12 protein-coding genes and 3 pseudogenes are annotated in these 18115 nt (G+C 46.9%); 1 reads left to right on the top strand and 14 read right to left on the bottom strand.

What is annotated here, in order from left to right:
• Positions 1–92 precede the first annotated feature (92 nt).
• A pseudogene (locus tag KT99_RS21055) lies at positions 93–356 on the top strand (3-oxoacyl-[acyl-carrier-protein] synthase III C-terminal domain-containing protein); the annotation flags it as partial.
• Between the two features lie 611 nt (positions 357–967).
• On the opposite strand, the gene KT99_RS16000 reads toward KT99_RS21055, so the two are convergent.
• From KT99_RS16000 to KT99_RS21060, 14 genes and pseudogenes are all read right to left on the bottom strand, one after another.
• Positions 968–1954 carry an XdhC family protein gene (locus KT99_RS16000; protein ID WP_005502023.1) on the bottom strand — a complete coding sequence of 329 codons (987 nt, stop codon included), beginning with the start codon at positions 1952–1954 and terminating at the stop codon, positions 968–970.
• Positions 1941–3173 carry a cytochrome c gene (locus KT99_RS16005; RefSeq protein ID WP_005502024.1) on the bottom strand — a complete coding sequence of 411 codons (1233 nt, stop codon included), beginning with the start codon at positions 3171–3173 and terminating at the stop codon, positions 1941–1943. The genes KT99_RS16000 and KT99_RS16005 overlap by 14 nt, the downstream gene beginning before the upstream one ends.
• Positions 3170–3703, bottom strand: a complete 534-nt coding sequence (locus tag KT99_RS16010; RefSeq protein ID WP_005502025.1) for a (2Fe-2S)-binding protein — start codon at positions 3701–3703, stop codon at positions 3170–3172. The genes KT99_RS16005 and KT99_RS16010 overlap by 4 nt, the downstream gene beginning before the upstream one ends.
• Positions 3700–6540 carry a xanthine dehydrogenase family protein molybdopterin-binding subunit gene (locus KT99_RS16015; RefSeq protein ID WP_005502026.1) on the bottom strand — a complete coding sequence of 947 codons (2841 nt, stop codon included), beginning with the start codon at positions 6538–6540 and terminating at the stop codon, positions 3700–3702. Before KT99_RS16015 ends, KT99_RS16010 begins: the two co-directional genes overlap by 4 nt.
• 412 nt (positions 6541–6952) lie before the next feature.
• Positions 6953–8353 carry a Re/Si-specific NAD(P)(+) transhydrogenase subunit beta gene (pntB, locus tag KT99_RS16020; RefSeq protein WP_005502028.1) on the bottom strand — a complete coding sequence of 467 codons (1401 nt, stop codon included), beginning with the start codon at positions 8351–8353 and terminating at the stop codon, positions 6953–6955.
• A 14-nt stretch (positions 8354–8367) separates the two neighbouring features.
• Positions 8368–9912: a Re/Si-specific NAD(P)(+) transhydrogenase subunit alpha gene (locus KT99_RS16025; RefSeq protein ID WP_005502030.1), complete on the bottom strand. Its 1545-nt coding sequence runs from the start codon at positions 9910–9912 to the stop codon at positions 8368–8370.
• 467 nt (positions 9913–10379) lie between these two features.
• Positions 10380–11000, bottom strand: coding sequence for an exonuclease domain-containing protein (locus KT99_RS16030; RefSeq protein ID WP_083804866.1), 621 nt, complete (start codon positions 10998–11000; stop codon positions 10380–10382).
• A 176-nt stretch (positions 11001–11176) separates the two neighbouring features.
• Positions 11177–12894 (bottom strand): annotated as a pseudogene (locus KT99_RS16035) (DUF294 nucleotidyltransferase-like domain-containing protein).
• Positions 12895–13026: 132 nt separating this feature from the next.
• Entirely contained in the window at positions 13027–13161 is a 135-nt protein-coding gene (locus KT99_RS23320) for a hypothetical protein (protein WP_005502036.1), read from the bottom strand.
• 18 nt (positions 13162–13179) lie between these two features.
• Positions 13180–13878 carry a tetratricopeptide repeat protein gene (locus KT99_RS16040; RefSeq protein WP_005502038.1) on the bottom strand — a complete coding sequence of 233 codons (699 nt, stop codon included), beginning with the start codon at positions 13876–13878 and terminating at the stop codon, positions 13180–13182.
• 373 nt (positions 13879–14251) lie between these two features.
• Positions 14252–15970, bottom strand: coding sequence for a sodium:solute symporter family protein (locus KT99_RS16045; protein ID WP_005502040.1), 1719 nt, complete (start codon positions 15968–15970; stop codon positions 14252–14254).
• A 41-nt stretch (positions 15971–16011) separates the two neighbouring features.
• The gene (locus KT99_RS16050) at positions 16012–16278 is read right to left on the bottom strand and encodes a DUF4212 domain-containing protein (RefSeq protein ID WP_005502042.1); all 267 of its coding nucleotides are present in this window, start codon (positions 16276–16278) and stop codon (positions 16012–16014) included.
• Between the two features lie 394 nt (positions 16279–16672).
• A complete protein-coding gene (locus KT99_RS16055) occupies positions 16673–16879 on the bottom strand; it encodes a hypothetical protein (protein ID WP_005502044.1) in 207 nt (68 codons plus the stop codon).
• A 436-nt stretch (positions 16880–17315) separates the two neighbouring features.
• Positions 17316–17979 (bottom strand): annotated as a pseudogene (locus KT99_RS21060) (transposase).
• Between the last annotated feature and the right edge of the window lie 136 nt (positions 17980–18115).

Here is an 18115-nt window from a genome sequence, read left to right on the forward strand (position 1 = left end):
TGCGAATATCTAAAGATGATATCGATGGGTATCTCATCAGGCCACGAGCGTATATCGATACCCTCATCATCGCATGAGATCCCGAAAGAGAAAGCATCATAAACATAGCTAACTATGGTAATACCTCGGCGGCAACGATCCCTATCGCCATCTGTGATGCTTTAGAGCAAGGTAAGATTAAGCCAGGCCAGATGATTCTATCTTGCGCCTTCGGCGCCGGACTCACCTCGGCGGCGGCATTAATCAAATGGGGTGACAGAGTCACACCTATTAACGAGAGTGATGCCGAGCTTCCTCCTTGTGATAAAACAGGTATCGAGCTGGTCAGTAAAGCCGTTAAGCACTTCTGTGGCTAACCGCTAACTTAGCCATCAGCAAAGCTTCAACGAAAAAACCAGCCTAGGCTGGTTTTTTTGTACAGGGATGTACTTATCCCCGGACACCATGGCCTCAGCTGTTCCCTACAGCTATCGACATTCCCTCCATCCCTGGAGGTCAGATGGTGTTAGAGGGATATCAACCTACATCGAGCTCCTAGCTCCTAGTTTCCTAGCTCCTAGTTTCCTAGCTCCTAGTTTCCTAGCTCCTAGTTTCCTAGCTCCTAGCTCCTAGCTCCTAGCTCCTAGTTTCCTAGCTCCTAGTTTCCTAGCTCCTAGCTCCTAGTTTCCTAGCTCCTAGTTTCCTAGCTCCTAGTTTCCTAGTTTCCTAGTTTCCTAGCTCCTAGTTTCCTAGTTTCCTAGTTTCCTAGCTCCTAGCTCCTAGTTTCCTGAAGCTAATGCCTAATCAAAAGAGTGACTAGTTATAACCACGCACATAGTTCCAGGTCACGTCGTCGCTCATGTTAGCCTCGGCACTATAAGCTTGGTATTTTTTTGCATTATTCATAATACATCCTTTATATACCTATCTTGTTTCCCACGAAGTCAGCTTAAGGAAGATTTAGCGTTCGCTCTTATAGCAATAGATATTAGGTAACCTTAGCGAGCTTAATGCCATTACGTTTAGCGATCACCTCGGCCATGATTGAGATTGCAATCTCCACCGGCGTTTTACTGCCTATGTCCAAGCCTATGGGCGCATGCAAGCGTGAGATATCCTGCTCGCTGTATTCGCCTATGCGCTTTAAGCGTTCTATCCGCGTCGCCGTGGTGCGCTTTGAGCCCATGGCACCGATATAAAATGCATCCGACTCCAGCGCCGACATCAAGCCTAAATCATCGACCCTGGGATCGTGTGCTAAGGCTAGCACCACAGAACAGGAGTTGACATTGTGCTCAACAAATTGATCCGCTGACTGCCAACTCACATCTACCCCTCCATGAACTGAAGCATAGCCCCAGTCACCGGCAAGATCTTTGCGAATATCACATATCTTGACCGTGTAACCCGCAAGGCGAGCCAGTTGAGCCACATGCTGACTCACCAAGCTTATCCCCAACAACAAGACATTCCAGGCTTGAGCGTAGTGCAATGATACTGAATCGTCTTCCACTGACACGGCTTGGTTTGAAGACTGACCTTCTGCTTCGATACTACTTATACCAGATTCGAGCTTGACCCGGCGGCAATAGCTCAGGCACGATTGCTCGGCCTTGAGCCAAACCGACAGCTGATTGATCGACTCTTGACTTGGCTCCAGCTTCTCAATCAGCAGACGGATAGTGCCACCACAAGGAAGCTCGAATACACTGCCCTCTTCATTATGGTGTTTGCCATAGTCGAATAAGCAGGCAGGACTGCTAAACTCACCTTGGTTTATCATCTTGAGGAAAGCCTCTTCGAGACATCCCCCAGAGATAGAGCCGGCGCGGGACCGACCGTCGCTGGCAAACAAGGACCCTATGGGTCTTGGTGCAGACCCATAGGTACTCACAACTGTGCAGAGCCATACCTGACGGCGCTCATTGAGCCAGTCAGATACGGTCTCTAATACCGAGATATCAGTGAGCTGCATCGGCAATGCTGTCCTCAATTTGATCCACCCAATCCTGAACCTGAGACTCAGTTAAATCCGATGGCTGCTTCGTCCATACCTTACGTATGTAATTAGTCAGCTCAGTTAACTGCTTCACATCGAGGGTGTCACGATAAGATGGCATGGCATAAAAACCATGAGTATGACTGTATCTCTGCTCCTCTACGCCATTGAGCATCACAGACAGGGTATTGATTGGTGCCGCCTTGTCTATGGTGGCATTGGCGATCAATGCCGGGCTCACATTCGGCTTACCTTCACCATCGATGCCATGACAACCGGCGCAGAAACCGGTGTAAAGCGCGTATCCCGGATCTGATTTATCGTGGCCATTGAAGATATCACTCTTAGCCGCGACTTCAGCGTCATTATCCAATAAATAGCTGGTCACGGCCGACATATCATCCTTGGTTAGGTGGCTAAAGCTGTGGAAGACCACGGGATACATGCCGGCAAACACGGTACCTTTTCTCGAGTAGCCTTTACGCAGCACATCGTCGAGATCTTGCTTCGTCCAACCCTGACGGTTTAACTCTTGCGGGGTAATATTGGATGCCATTGCGCCGCCGATAAGCTCACCTTCAAAATGCCTCGATTGATCCATGGCGAACATTGCATCTCTCGGAGTATGACACTCACCGCAGTGACCCAAGCCATTGACGATGTAACTGCCTCGATTCCACTTCTCGCTCTTATCAGCATTTGCCTCGAAGACCTTAGAGTCGTGGTTAACTAAGTTCCAAGCCTTGAGCCCCATACGAATATTAGTTGGGAACATCAGATCATTGTCCCTGTTTTCCTGTTTCACCGGCTTAGTGCTCATAAAGTAGCGGTACAGGGCCTCGATATCTTGGTCCGTCAGCAGGTGATAAGACGTGTAAGGCATGGCAGGATAGAGATTACCCTTAGGTGCTACACCGCCCCGCATCGCATCGGTAAAATCTTTCAGGCTGTAATGGCCTATACCAAACTCTTCATCTGAGCTGATATTGGTGGAATACACTATGCCAAATGGGGTGGTGAATGGCAGACCGCCACCATTGGCCTGGCCCACATCTATGGTATGACAGGCGGTACAGTCACCTAGTTTCGCCAGATACTTGCCCTGCTCAACCAACTCATCCTGCGCGGCATTGACTGTCAGAGGCAAGGCCAGCAACAGGGCCGATAATTTGAGTGCATTAACATTGATCTTCATGAGCGTGTGAGTCCTTCTGTCGCTAAGATTAACTCTTTCACGGCCTGGTAGTATTTAACATACCCGGTACAGCGACAGATGTGATCGCCTAAGGCTTTGTCGATAACGGTTTCAATCTCACTCACATGAATTGGCATCAGCTTTAATCGCTCAACCAAGACAGTCGTCTCATTGACGAAACCTGAAGTACACCAACCACACTGGAAGGAGAAGTTCTCGATAAAGGTTTCCTGCACCGGAGACAGCTTAATGATCTCACCAAATTCATTCTCCTTGGCGTGACCTTCGATAGTTCTGATCTTCTTGCCATTGAATCTTGACACGCCATTGATACAGGTACGCACGGATTCACTGGTGCCATCTTCGTTATCGACGATCACAGTACAGGCATGACAGACACCCACACCACAACCGAATTTTGTCCCTGTCATATTAAGATGCTCATGAAGAAATTCAATCATCATGATATCGTCACTGGTTTCAATTGGACCTATGGCTTTGTTGTTAATACTCAGTGCAATAGTGCTCATGATAATGCCTTCTTAATCTCTTTCTTACTGATAGGTAGATGATAGAAACGCGTCCCAATAGCCTGATAAACCGCTTCCACTATGGCCGGAACGATAGGGATCATCACCACTTCCGCCATGCCTTTGGTCGGGTCTGACTCCGACAAGGGCGGCAATATGGTATGGGTTAAATTCCACACTCCCACATGCTTAGCCAGCGGAACCTGATAACGATTGAGGTTCCAGGTGCCGTTGCCCGCGCCCTCTTCACCCAGTGGCAGGTACTCATGCAGTACATGGCCCAGCCCCATCACCAGGCCGCCTTCTATCTGGCCTTCGACTAATTTCTCCACGATTACCCGACCACATTCCAGCCAGGTATGGGTGGCTAATACTTCGACCTCACCACTGCCTTCCTGCACGGCTATTTCACATAGGGTGGCGCACGGTGCGTAGTAAGTCACCATGGCATGATTCATAGAGGTGTTAGGGTAGCTCACTCGAGTTCTATCGAGTAAGTGATAGCCGCTCTTGCCCATTAAGGCTTGCTTGCTATCACTTGCACCACTGCCGTATTGAAGCGCTAAGGCATCGATGGCTAGCTTGTTGCTCTTGCCTTCGATGACAAATTCACTCTCGGCCCAAGACCAACGGTTAAATGCATGCACCATCACCCCGGTCACGAGTCCCATGGTGTGGGCTTTGTGAGCAAGAATATCGATAGACAGTGGTGGGTAACCTGCCGCCGTCAACTTACCGTCAACCCAATGGGCATTGTTAACATCGGTAAAGTCAGCAGGCGCGTGGTCATTATTGAAGAATTGGGTTCGCCAGATCTCAATCGCTGCTGGCCATAAGCCTTGTTCGAAAACAATTTTAGCGGCAATACTTGTGGTATGACTCTGAAAATATGAAGATTGAGACGCCGAAGAGGCCATCGCGATAACCGGTGTCCAGCGAGGATCTTTCTCCATCTCATCTTGCTTATCTTGTGAGATAAAATAGGGAGAGTCTGTCTCTTTGAGCTTCATCACATCCCAAAGCGTCACCTCACCGAGAAAGACTTCATCGGCCATATTACCCAAATACTGCTGAACGAGTGTGCCTTGGGATGTGTCTGTGCCAGTTCCCATCTCCATCGAAGCGAGACGGATAACAATCTTGCCTTGCTTAGTGATAGACACCTGAGTCGAAGGCGCATTGGCCCCGGTACCATAATCTTTGGTCACTATGCCAAAGCCGACACCGTACTTTTTGCCCGGATTGTTCGCTTCAAACTGTTGTTTTTTCTGTTGGCGGTTAATCCAGATATCGTGCTTTTGCGCCAGCTCTAATATCTCCTGATAACGCAGCGCCCCATTGGGAATAGCCCCCTGAGTATTACGATAGCCTGGCTGCATGATATTGGCGAGCCTGAGCTTGAAGGGGTCGACATTGAGTTTCTCTGCCGACTCGTTGACCATCATCTCCATGGATGACATGGATTGTAAGGTGCCATAACCACGCATCGAACCACAATCCGGGTTTTGCGAAGAATAGGCCACGGCTGTGATATCGTTTTGCGGCAAGTAATACACGCCTTGCAGTGCACTGGCACCCACCATAGTCACAGAGCCGGTGAAGTTTAAGCGTCCACCGCCATCAATCTGCATATTTGAGATTAATGCCTTAAATTTAAGGGTTTTCTTATCGATGGCCAGCTTATGGTGCATCTTAAACGGATGACGTTTCAGCCCCGATTGAAATTGCTCGAATCTATCGTTGGCGATATGCACAGGTTTGTCAGTGAGCAGAGATGCCATCAGGCCATAATAAGGAAATATGGAGTGATCTTTTGCACCGAAGCCACCGCCAATAAAGGGAGAATGCACCACTAGCTTAGTGATCTGATCTTTATATTGGCTGTGTTCAATCATCTCACCCGCTTGCAGATAAAAATCATGGGGAGATTGAATGGTGAGCACAGTGTGCAAGGTGCCACTGGCACGATCGAACCAGCCATTGAACGCCTCAGGCTCCATCATCATGGGCTCGATAGACTGAGTCTGATAATCTTGCTCGAAGATAAACCAGTCTTCTTCGTCCATCTGTTGCGCCATTTGATCGGCATAATAGATGGCGCGCTGACCCGTTGACCCGGATTTATCACCCTCTGTAGGCCAGACCGGCTGATGATCGACATAATCAGGGAAAAACAGTCCATCACTCAAGGTGCTGTAATTATCCACGCCATTGGCACCATTTTCCCCTTCGGAGCGCACGATGCGCCAACTGGCTAAGGGATCTTTGCTCTCACTGGTTAATGGCGTTTTCTCACCATAAATGACGGCACTGTCGCTAAACTGCAATCGGGTCTTAGCGGCTTTAAAGGAAGCAAAATTATTGAATATCAGCAGGGCAACGGCGTGACCTAAGTAATCAGGCGTTTGACCTTTTTCTAGCAGCATCTTATCGCCGAAAAAAACCGGCAATTTAATGCCCGCATCATTAAGGGTTGCAGCTGTGATGACCTGGCTTGGCTTGGCATTTTCCGGGATAGCCGAAAGATCTATGCCTTCGAAGCGGTGATCTGCCTTATTAGCACGTAGAATAAAACCATAGTGCTGAGTATCGGGCCAGCCATCCATGTCCATGGCGCGATAATCGCGGCCATAAATTTTCTGCCCGGTGACTTTGGCGACACCATCTAGGCGAAACTTAGGCTTACCCGTCCCTTTCCACTGCTCCATCAACTCATCAGAGATCATTGCCGCGTTCGCCTTACCTGCGTTAAACAGCATAGGCGCACTGTAGACGGCGACTCCGCCCACCACACATTGTTTGATAAACGAGCGACGCGAAAGATCGAATCTAGACATAGTCTTTCCTTTAGTATTTATTTTGTTCAGGCATGCCTAATCCATCGAATGAACTGTAAGAAGAAAATTCAAAAAAGTCTTTAATCGGAAAAGTTCATCATGAAGCTGACGGTTAATTTTCTATAGGATTGGCATAGTAAATATTCGTGCTTAACGTTAGGGATCTAAATTAGAAAACGTCGAATATCCGTTAAGTATATTGATATAAATCACATTTACCAGTAAAACACGGCATGGAACAGGCACGCTTGACTCGAAAAGAATAGGCTATATCAAATTAGTATTGATTTAAATCAAGTTTTTAAGATTCAATTAACAAAAGATTTGTAAATATTATTGCATAAAAAAATGCCAGTCATCTCTGACTGGCATTGTTCGATTAACACTTAGACTAACAAGTAGGCATAGGCTCTTAGATGTTGGCTAAAATCTTAGACACAGTATCCTTAGCATCGCCAAACAGCATCTCAGTATTCTCTTTGAAGAATAACGGGTTCTGAACCCCGGCATAGCCGGTCGCCATAGAACGCTTGAAAACCACCACGTTATCGGCGTTCCAAACTTCGAGTACTGGCATACCTGTAATCGGACTGCCAGGTTCTTTCGCGGCAGGATTGACTGTATCGTTAGCACCAATAACCAGCACCACATCGGTATTGGCGAAGTCAGCATTGATCTCGTCCATCTCCATCACTATGTCATAGGGCAGCTTTGCTTCGGCCAACAAGACATTCATGTGACCAGGAAGACGGCCCGCAACAGGATGGATGGCAAAACGAACTTTCACACCTCGATCACGCAGTTTCTTGGTTATTTCAGCCACTGGATATTGAGCCTGTGCCACCGCCATGCCATAACCCGGAGCTATGATGACTGTGCGCGCATTTTTAAGCATCTCAGCCACATCTTCAGCCTGTGTTTCACGATGCTCACCTTGCTCACCATCGCCAATAATCACAGTACCACCTTCGGTGCCGAAACCACCTAAGATCACCGAGATGAATGAGCGGTTCATCGCCTTACACATGATGTAAGACAGGATGGCGCCCGAACTGCCCACTAGGGCACCGGTTATGATCAAGAGATCGTTGCCTAACATGAAACCTGCAGCCGCCGCGGCCCAACCCGAGTATGAGTTAAGCATGGAGACAACCACCGGCATATCCGCACCACCAATGGCCGATACCAAGTTATAACCGAATACAAACGAGATTGCCGCCATGATAACTAAGGCGGTAATCGCATCGGTTTGCATGTAGTAAACCCCCAATGCAACAGAGGCTACTAACATGACAAGATTAAGCCAATGAGCACCAGGCAGCGCTTTAGGGGTACTCTTCACCAAGCCACGAAGTTTGGCAAAGGCGACGATTGAGCCGGTAAAGGTGACACCACCGATAAATATCCCCAGGAAGACCTCCACATCGTGAATAATCTTGGCTACAGGGTCAATCTGCCCCGTGACCGCATCCATCAGGGCGCCGTGATCTAAGGCGATCGAGAAACCTACCAACACTGCGGCCAAACCCACGAAGCTGTGTAAGATAGCCACAAGCTCTGGCATCTCGGTCATCTCGACTTTTAACGCTAAACGGATACCAATCGCGGCACCGATAGCCATGGCACCGGTAATGATCCAGCTATTACCGTCAACTTGAGTACTGGCAAGAGTCGCCACGATGGCGATGGCCATGCCAAGCATACCCAAGAAGTTGCCGCGTTGTGCGTTTTCTTGTTTACTTAAGCCAGCGAGACTAAAAATAAACAAGACAGCTGCGACAAGATAGGCAGCACTTAATAATCCTATAGACATATTGATCTTTCCCCTTAGTCTTTACGGAACATTTTCAGCATGCGCTGAGTGACGGTGAAACCACCGGCAATGTTGATTGAGGCGATCAATATCGCAATCCCCGACAATACTAAAACAGCGGTATTGTCACTGTCCATCTGCACCAGAGCGCCTACGACTATGATGCCACTAATGGCGTTGGTCACACTCATCAGAGGCGTATGCAGAGAATGGCTCACGTTCCACACCACGTAATAACCCACGACACAGGAGAGCACGAATACACTGAAGTGTTGAATGAAATCAAGCGGTGCCGAGTTGGCAATCAGGCCAAACAGCCCTGCGGCGACTAGAGCAAGAGCAGGCTTAACCCATGGGTTTTTAGGCTTAGCCTCAACCACTTCTACTACGGCTTCTTCCTTAGCCTTGGGTTGAGCGCTGACTTGGATCACAGGTGGCGGAAAGGTGATCTCCCCTTCCTTCACGACAGTCAAGCCGCGGATCACTTCATCGTCGAAATTAATCTCATAGTTACCGTCTTTCTTTGGCACCATAATTTTAAGTAAGTTAACTAGGTTAGTACCGTATAGCTGACTGGCTTGAGTCGGCAGACGACGGGATAGTTCGGTGTAACCAATAATGGTCACATTGTTCACCACTATAACTTCACCCGGTACCGTCAACTCACAGTTACCGCCATTGGCCGCAGCGAGATCGACAATCACACTGCCGGGCTTCATCAGGTAGACCATGTCCTCAAGAATAAGCTTGGGAGCCGGCTTACCGGGAATGAGTGCCGTGGTGATGATAATATCGACTTCTTTGGCCTGCTGACGGAAGAGCTCCATCTCGGCATCGATAAACGCCTTACTCATAACCTTGGCATAACCGTCACCCGATCCAGACTCCTCTTCGAAATCCAACTCCAGGAACTCGGCGCCCATGGAATTAATCTGCTCTTTCACCTCGGGACGGGTATCGAAGGCTCGCACTATGGCGCCCATACTTCCCGCAGCGCCTAAGGCTGAAAGACCGGCAACACCAGCACCGATAATGAGGACTTTTGCCGGCGGCACTTTACCCGCCGCGGTGATTTGTCCGGTGAAGAAACGTCCAAAATGGTTCGCGGCTTCGACAACGGCGCGGTAACCATCGACGTTGGCTAAAGAGCTACGGGCATCGAGGGATTGCGCACGTGAAATACGTGGCACCATATCCATAGCAAGGAGATTAATGCCTTTAGCCTTGAATTTTTCTAACAGCTCAGGATTCTGAGCCGGCCATACAAAACTTGCTACTGTCGCACCGGATTTTAATAGATCGGCCTCGTCAACGCCCGTATCACTATTGATAGCCGGTGCATTAACTTTCAGTATGAGATCGGCTTGAAATGCTTCTTCAAGACTAACAATCTCGGCGCCAGCTTCTCGATACGCTTCATCTTTGAAGTTAGCTAGTTCTCCAGCACCGCTTTGTACTACAACACTGAAGCCTAATTTCTTAAGCTGTATCACAGTGGCTGGAGTCGCGGCTACCCGGCTCTCCTGCGCGAGGATCTCCCTTGGTATTCCGATTTTCATAGTGTCTTCCTGGTGGCGATAGTGATGTTTTCTAATGCAGACCCCTAAGGTGTAAACTCAGTCACGCAATAGAAATTTTTTTAGTTCATTTAGGTATAACAACGCATAGGGTCAAATGCTGCCAGTATCAGACTCAAAAAGCACAATAAGGCGTGTTGCTAATGTTTACAAAACTAACCAACAATACCAAGATATTTGGCTTATGGATCAATAAATTTCAATAATTGCAGCAGAGGTCAAGTAAATAATGGCTAATCTTTGATGGTGCGGGGCTGTCAATCGCAATCGGATATTAGTTATTTACAATCGTTATCAATCATTTTTTAGAAAATAGCTTTATCCTCATAAATAAGCCTGTTAGATAAAAAGTTACATTCGAGATTAGTCCGTTAGTCCACAGATGTGAATATGAACTTTGTCAGTATGTTTGTTCTTTAATACCATTCCATATAAGTATCTGCTCAGTATTATTTAATCGCGAGTAACTCGGCAACCGTTAATGACTCTCCTTGGCCAATGGCTGCTGTCTGAGCGAGCAATAACTCACCACATGCTAAGGCATCGACCAAGGCATTATGAGCGGCGTACACAGGTAAACCATATCGTGTACGGCAAGCACCAAGCCGCAGGGAGCCCTCTTTTAATACATCATGCTTTCTCAGTAAACGTCTGCGCTCAACGGCCAGCGTATCTATCGCGCAAAGCTTAACTGGCTCTCCAACTGTTTTACTCATGGCATTTTGCAGGAAATTGATATCTAAAGGTGCATGATGTGCCACCAGCACCTTACCGAGTGTCTTTTCAAGAAACCAGGATATGGCTTCCTCTATGTCTATCGCATCTTGCAGATGTTTATCTAAGATGCCGTGGATCGCCGCACTCTGACCCACGCCGCCGTCGACTTTGATGAGCTTCTGCTCCGCCTTATCGAGTAACAGCAAGTTATTCTCGATGGGAATTAAACCGATACTAAGAATTTGATCATGATTAGGATTCAGACCCGTCATTTCCAGATCTAGGGCTATTAGCTTAGACTGGCTGATATCTTGGCTTATCACGGCCATTAATTCGCGATGATAGCGCCTCATCACTTCCGAGCGACAGCGAAAGGCGCGCCAACACAACTGAGATTTAAGCAGCTGAGGGATCACGCCTTAAAAACTCCGGGTAAATTTAAGTTTAATACCGAGTTGAACATCATCAACCACCTTAAAAACTCCGAGTAAATTTAAGTTTAATGTCGAGTTGAACATCATCAACCACCTTAAAAGCTTCGGGTAAATTTAAGTTTAATGCCGGACTGAGCATCATGAACCACCTTGAAGGCATCCTTAAGTTGATGGCGCACCAGAGAAGACAGATGCTGAGGCTTGAGATAGTTAGTGATCTCCTGTGAATGCTTATCTTGATAGCCTTGATTGGATAAACGCATATGGGCGATAAACTCGTGGGCATCGGCCAAATTGAGGCCATCTTTGCGATTGATGATATTGAGCTCCATCAACTGACGGATCCTTTTCGCCGTATTCACCTCCTTGATCCCGGCCGACAAGGCATAGACCCGGGCAATGTCATTGATAAGCGCGTTGCCCTTGGTATTGGCCAGCACGGTATCTTGCAGATCATTAAATAAGGATCTTGTGCCGTAGACAGGACGCATATCGAAGAAGATGCTGGCGTGCATCAGTGCCTTGGGCTCAGGGGTATTGACCCAAGTTTCAAATTTATGCTGCCACTGCTTCAAAGTGAGGCGCCACTGGGGGTTTTGCGCCATGATCTCCCCGGGACAATAAACATAACCACACAGATCCAGTCCGGCACAAACAGACTTCGACAAGGCCTCAAAATAGGCCTCCGCCGCTTCATCGGGTGCATGGGCGAGTAACAGACCATTGTCCTGACCGGAACACGCAGCCTGATCTTGTCGCCCCTGAGAACCGAACGCTAACCAACAAAAAGCCATGGGCGCTTCGCCGAGTAATTGTTGGTTCAACATGATAAGGCGCCTGGTCAGTGCATCCGTCACCGACGTCAGCACCCGGCCAATCTCTTCGGCCCTGGCATCGGCACTGATCAAATTTTGCAGCAACAAAGGGATCTGCTTACTCACGCGAATAAGACTTTCAACCGTGTCTTGTCTCTCTATTTCACTGATAAGCAATAAGGGTTGCGAGCTTTGGCCACGTAATATATCTGTACTGGTGATGATGCCAATGGGCTTTCCCTCATCAACGATGGGCAAGTGATTAATACTGTGCTCACTCATGAGCAGCATGGCTTCAAATACCAGGGAGCTTGATGTCAATGTCTTCGGCCGGGTCGTCATCGCCTGATGCACGGGCAGATGACCGTCTAACCCTTCGGCCAACACCCGATTTCTCAAGTCTCTGTCGGTCAAGATCCCCACCAGCTGGTGATTGTCGATAACTAGCACCGAGGAAACCCGCACTAGGCGCATCTGTTGCGCGGCTTCACCGACCGTAGAACTGCTGTCGATAACTAAAGGATGTTTCGACATCAAGGTGCTTACCCGACTCGTAGTAGCCAGCTCTTTTGCCTTAAATCGGCCTTGATGGCGCAGTCGTTTCGCGAAGGCGCGATTGAAGAAACGATCAAAATGGCGATTTTCACCACGAAGGTAATTGAACGTATCGGGATCTAAGTGATACACCAGACCATCTTCTAATATCTGTACCCGATTACAGACCTTTTCACCGGACAGCAGCGAGAGAAAACCAAAATAATCCCCCTCACCGAGTCTGTCGATTAACTCGCCATCATCATCTCGCACCTCAAATGCACCACTGCGCACGATATAAAGCTGTGGATGGGTTTCATCGAGAGGAACTATCGCCGATGCCTTGCTGTAATAACCAACGGTTAAGCTTTTACAACAACGCTCGAGGGCGGCTGCAGTTAGGTATCAAACGGCGCTAGGGCCTTAATAAAATGAGATATTGGCTGTAGCTCACTTGCATCCATAGACTGTCACCAGAAAACCGGAAGAGACTGATAACAAAACTATACCCAGTTCAACAAGATAAAGGTATTCGACCAATGGCGACAGTGGGCTGTTTTTTAAGAAGAGTTCAATCAGGGTAATTTATAAGGTATTTAATTTGATAATTTAGCTTCTAGCTGGCTTTTTAAATCTTCTACTACCGGAGTTAAACGCCGATGTTCCGGCATCAGATTAATGCTGTTTAAGCCATTTTTATAGGCTGTTTCGGCATCAAGATATTGCTTCATCTCTTGATAGATATCCCCTTACCTAAGTTGCCAACGAGGTAAGCCATTAACGTCATGGGGTAACAGTTCGATAACCCTCAACGCATCTTCATGCTTACCTTGTTCAAGATAACTGTCGACTAACAAGTCCACTAAGCTAACGATAGGGCCTAGTTGATAAACGCCTTCATTGAGCCCCTCTATGACCAAGCCCTCCCCATCATTGTCTATCTGCTGTGCCATATTCGCACGCCCTATATATTGATCTGGGGTGGGCCTAGGTAGCAGGCTGATGAAAATATCCATCTCATCGACGGCCGCTCTATCATCATTGAGCTCTATATAAGTGCGCGCCAGATTGAGCCTGGCCGACTCATAGCTTGGATCGAATTCGATCATCTTAGATAGCATGTTATAGGCCTCGTCCGGCATCCCAGATTGCAGCCTCATTCTTCCCATGTAATACCAGATTTCGATACGCAAGTTGGCATCGTCGGTGTTCTCCATGACACTTTGAAAATCTCGCCAGACGAGGCCCCGATGATGATTTTCACTATGAAGCTCTCCACGCTGCAGCAGTAGATGGGCATTATTAGTCTGGGAGGCTAATTGGGCAGACGAGTCAGGGGCAAGCAAGCCATTTATATGCTGCACCCGAACATCGAGCTGGGCATGGGCACCCGCAAGTGCTGCATAAAACAGGCTGTAACTGAGACATAAGCTAATTAATATCTTCATATTTAAATTTTCATGGTTAAGGCACCACAGACCCAGAGGCCATTAACGTTATTTTTATCCCGCTTAATATCAATCCCTGAAAAAAAATGAATCAACTAAAAATTTCACATCAAATCTTATAGATGGTTAGCTCCAAACACATCACCTCAAGCAAGGGCAATGTAATAAGTATATGCCTTAATGCCAGGTACTGCCTGAGTTTGCGAGGATATAGGAGTGTGAAACACTTACTTGAATACGAGTAACTTGAGCAATAATACGGGGTTATTTGCTGCAGGGTAAAAGAAAAAAGAGCGCCTAAGCGCTCTTTTTTATTTATGTCGATACCTGATATTGATACCAGAGTCAGATACCAAATCAGATAGACATCTAACTAGTGATCTTGCGCCTCACCCGATCCTTTAGGGAAACGAATAGACTCGACCATACTCACCACCTCTGCAGGTACCGCCGCTGTTACCTTGCTGACCGCGAAGGCCACTGTGAAGTTAATCATCATGCCTAGCATACCGATACCTTCAGGAGATATACCCAGGAACCAATGCTCTGCATTGTTGATCTCAGGGTTCATGAACTTGAAGAAGACGATATAACCTATGGTGAACAACAGACCCACGACCATACCCAAGATTGCGCCTTCCTTGTTCACAGTCTTAGAGAAGATACCCATGATGATTGCAGGGAAGAGTGACGATGCTGCGAGTCCAAAGGCGATGGCAACCACAGCAGCCACGAACCCTGGGGGATTGATGCCGAAGTAACCCGCCATCACAATACCCAGCGCCGCCGCAATACGGGCAAACATCAACTCCTTCTTATCTGAGATATCTGGCATTAGGTTCTTCTTGAGTAAATCATGAGACACCGATGTCGAGATAACCAACAAGAGACCCGCTGATGTCGATAGCGCTGCCGCTAAACCACCCGCAGCAACAAGGGCAATAACCCAAGCCGGTAAGTTAGCAATTTCAGGTGTCGCGAGAACCATGATGTCTCGGTCTATCTTCATCTCATTCTCAGGACCCTTGGCATAATAGATCTTGCCATCTTGGTTCTTATCATCCCACTCAATCAGACCTGTCTTTTCCCAGTTCTTAATCCACTCGGGAGCCGTTTCATAAGCAACACCGGTAGATTCAGGACCGTTAATGGTTTCAATCATGTTCACACGAGAGAACGCCGCGAGTGCAGGAATGGTAGTGTACATAATGGCGATGAATACAAGCGCCCAACCCGCAGATACTCGTGCATCCTTCACTCTAGGTACGGTAAAGAAGCGCACAATTACATGTGGCAGACCCGCAGTACCAAACATCAGAGCGCCGGTAATAAAGAACACATCTATCATGCTCTTAGAACCTTCGGTATATTGCCCAAATCCGAGTTCTGTGGATAATCCATCGAGTTTATCTAACAGATACACCCCAGTGCCATTACCCGCGGCATCGATAAGCTCGGCGCCGAAACCAATTTGAGGAATGATATGGCCCGTCATCATCACAGAGATGAAGATAGCCGGCACCATGAAGGCGAAGATGAGTACACAGTATTGCGCCACCTGAGTGTAAGTAATGCCTTTCATACCACCGAGTACGGCGTAGAAGAAGACCACAGCCATGCCTATGTAAACGCCGGTTTCAACTTCGACCTCTAAGAAGCGGGAGAACACCACGCCAACACCGCGCATTTGACCCGCGATATAGGTGAAGCAGATGACGATGGCACAGATAACCGCGACGGTACGTGCGGTCTGTGAGTAGAAACGGTCACCGATAAAATCAGGCACAGTAAACTTACCAAATTTTCTCAGGTAAGGGGCAATACACAATGCCAGCAGCACGTAACCCCCCGTCCAACCCATCAAATACACAGAGCCGTCATAGCCAGTAAATGACACTATACCCGCAAGCGAAATAAACGAGGCTGCCGACATCCAATCTGCCGCCGTTGCCATGCCGTTAATCACAGGGTGAACACCACCACCTGCAACATAAAATTCTTTTGTCGAACTGGCTCTCGCCCAGATCGCAATGCCGATATAAAGGGCGAATGTTGTGCCCACAATCAAATAAGTTAACGTTTGTACGTCCATCTCATGACTCCTTATCTAGGTTCGGTTATCTTGGTCCAGCATTAGTCTTCGTGAACATTGTATTTTTTGTCTAATGCATTGGCTTTCGCCACATAGACAAAAATCAACGCGACAAACACATACATGGCACCTTGTTGTGCAAACCAGAATCCCAACTTGAATCCCATAAAATGAATTTCGTTCAGTACATCTACCAGTAAAATGCCGCATCCAAAAGATACAGCAGCCCATATAGCTAATAATTTAAGTACCAGGCGTAAATTCTCGCGCCAATATCCCTCTGCCTTGTCGTTGCTTTCAAAACTCATAGCGACTCCCCTGTGCTGATTTTTTATTTAAAGTCACAGTTAATCTATCAAGGCAGAGCACAACAACAATCGCGACCTTAGTCTAACGCTAACGGCAACCTAGTAAGTAAAAGCAGAAAATAAGATTTAAAACATATAGATGCAAGCTGACGCACACGTAAACACGATGTCACACCAAGGCTAAACCTTAGACTAAGGTAGGAGAGTTTTTGATAAGTAAATTGTAGTTTTGAAAGAGACGAAGTGTACTTTACATGACCAAAGGTGTAGCAAAAGGTTTTATTCTGGCTGAGGTACTAACCCATGAGGCTTGCCTGAAATAGCGCAAAAGCATATAACACGCCAAGCCTTGATACATCGCCTGCAAACAGGTATTTAATGAACGACAGTTCCCCTAAATTTTAATAAAATAGGGTATTGCCACCAAAATAATACCGACAATAAGTAACATAGTCACACTAGACATGAAATATGGAAATACAAAAAGCGATAACCCGATACATAATGGAACGATAGCTTTTTGCTTTCGACCATACATGAAATAACCCATTCCTATACTGGCAAACAAAACACTCCAGACCATTATTGATGCACTATCCATTTAGCCCCCCTTAGAGATTGATTGGCTTAGTTAACCAGCTACTTTTTAACCTTAGTCATTACTCTCGAACCTCAAAAACATCACGAGAGTCTCTTTCACTAAAGTGATCTTCGATGTCATAAAGAGGATTACGGCTTAAAACGCCTGTTGGATTGGCAATAATAAAAATGCAGACTATCATCGCTAATCAACAACATATCCATTCTATAGTACATTATCAATGAACACCTTAGCCATAAGCTCAATCGCACAAGTTAATGGCGTATTCAAAGTCAGTAATGTTGAAACAAGGGTATTGAAGACTCTTCCTAGTACCATTGCTACTCACGTGTTTGCCGGCGTGCCATGTTGATGGAAGATGATATTTATCAGTCTAATCGCTGGACTGATAGAGAGGTAGGATAAAGGGGTCGGAACCTGAGGGATCCCCACGACTTTAATAGCATGCTTGTGGATCCCTAACTAATTTGTTCAGTGACGAAATAGCGGCTCGCCAATGGTGTTTCAACAGCTTCAACTTCCTATCCTTGTATGCCCTTAATCCAATAAATTGGTTTGAGAGTACGTTACGATGTTTAATTGAGTTGGCTTGATATTGCCTGTGTTTATCCGCTGCCTTTACAGCTAAACCTAGCAGGTACAGCATAAACGGAGATAGACTCGCAATGATTAAAACACGTTAAGTTTGCTAACAATTCTAGTCCTACTGTCATTCATCTTCAGGCCAGTTTTCACATCCCTAAAGCTCTCCTCAATTTGCATTCGAGTAGCATAGCACTTAACGATTCTCTTAGCTGTAGTGCCCCAGCAAGGGAGAAGCGGATTAGAAAGCTCTCCTTTCTGCCATCTAAATCAGACCAATCGATATGGATTATTGGCTGTGGCATCTTGCTCACTAATAGGTAAGCCATGCGAGTATAGATGAGCTTGATATCACGGTGTAGCTTAGTGTTAGAGCAGAGCCTATCGACACGCTTAATCTTATGCTTTTCCAAGGCATTACTATCAATGTCGCGGCCAAGACCTGTGATTGATAGAGAGCCACCATTCATTGAACTTTCGATTGCTGAAAACAAACTCTGTCGGCGAGTTTTGTGCATTAATGAGGTGACAAGAAATATTTAACCTAGCCAGAATTTTTTCTAGCATTGACATTTGGTACTAATAACTGATGAGATTGGTAATATAACATTGAATCGAGTGCCACAGTTCTGTGACATTGGCTAAACTTAGTGA

The sequence above is a fragment of the Shewanella benthica KT99 genome, from assembly GCF_000172075.1.
Taxonomy (GTDB): domain Bacteria; phylum Pseudomonadota; class Gammaproteobacteria; order Enterobacterales; family Shewanellaceae; genus Shewanella; species Shewanella benthica_A.

Excerpts from the sequence above, each read along its gene's own strand:
- KT99_RS16045 (WP_005502040.1), bottom strand. The coding sequence starts at position 15,970 with ATGGACGTACAAACGTTAACTTATTTGATTGTGGGCACAACATTCGCC.
- KT99_RS16050 (WP_005502042.1), bottom strand. The coding sequence starts at position 16,278 with ATGAGTTTTGAAAGCAACGACAAGGCAGAGGGATATTGGCGCGAGAAT.
- pntB (WP_005502028.1), bottom strand. The coding sequence starts at position 8,353 with ATGTCTATAGGATTATTAAGTGCTGCCTATCTTGTCGCAGCTGTCTTG.
- KT99_RS16005 (WP_005502024.1), bottom strand. The coding sequence starts at position 3,173 with ATGAAGATCAATGTTAATGCACTCAAATTATCGGCCCTGTTGCTGGCC.
- KT99_RS16040 (WP_005502038.1), bottom strand. The coding sequence starts at position 13,878 with ATGAAGATATTAATTAGCTTATGTCTCAGTTACAGCCTGTTTTATGCA.
- KT99_RS16055 (WP_005502044.1), bottom strand. The coding sequence starts at position 16,879 with ATGGATAGTGCATCAATAATGGTCTGGAGTGTTTTGTTTGCCAGTATA.
- KT99_RS16030 (WP_083804866.1), bottom strand. The coding sequence starts at position 11,000 with ATGAGGCGCTATCATCGCGAATTAATGGCCGTGATAAGCCAAGATATC.
- KT99_RS16000 (WP_005502023.1), bottom strand. The coding sequence starts at position 1,954 with ATGCAGCTCACTGATATCTCGGTATTAGAGACCGTATCTGACTGGCTC.
- KT99_RS16010 (WP_005502025.1), bottom strand. The coding sequence starts at position 3,703 with ATGAGCACTATTGCACTGAGTATTAACAACAAAGCCATAGGTCCAATT.
- KT99_RS16015 (WP_005502026.1), bottom strand. The coding sequence starts at position 6,540 with ATGTCTAGATTCGATCTTTCGCGTCGCTCGTTTATCAAACAATGTGTG.
- KT99_RS23320 (WP_005502036.1), bottom strand. The coding sequence starts at position 13,161 with ATGAAGCAATATCTTGATGCCGAAACAGCCTATAAAAATGGCTTAAAC.
- KT99_RS16025 (WP_005502030.1), bottom strand. The coding sequence starts at position 9,912 with ATGAAAATCGGAATACCAAGGGAGATCCTCGCGCAGGAGAGCCGGGTA.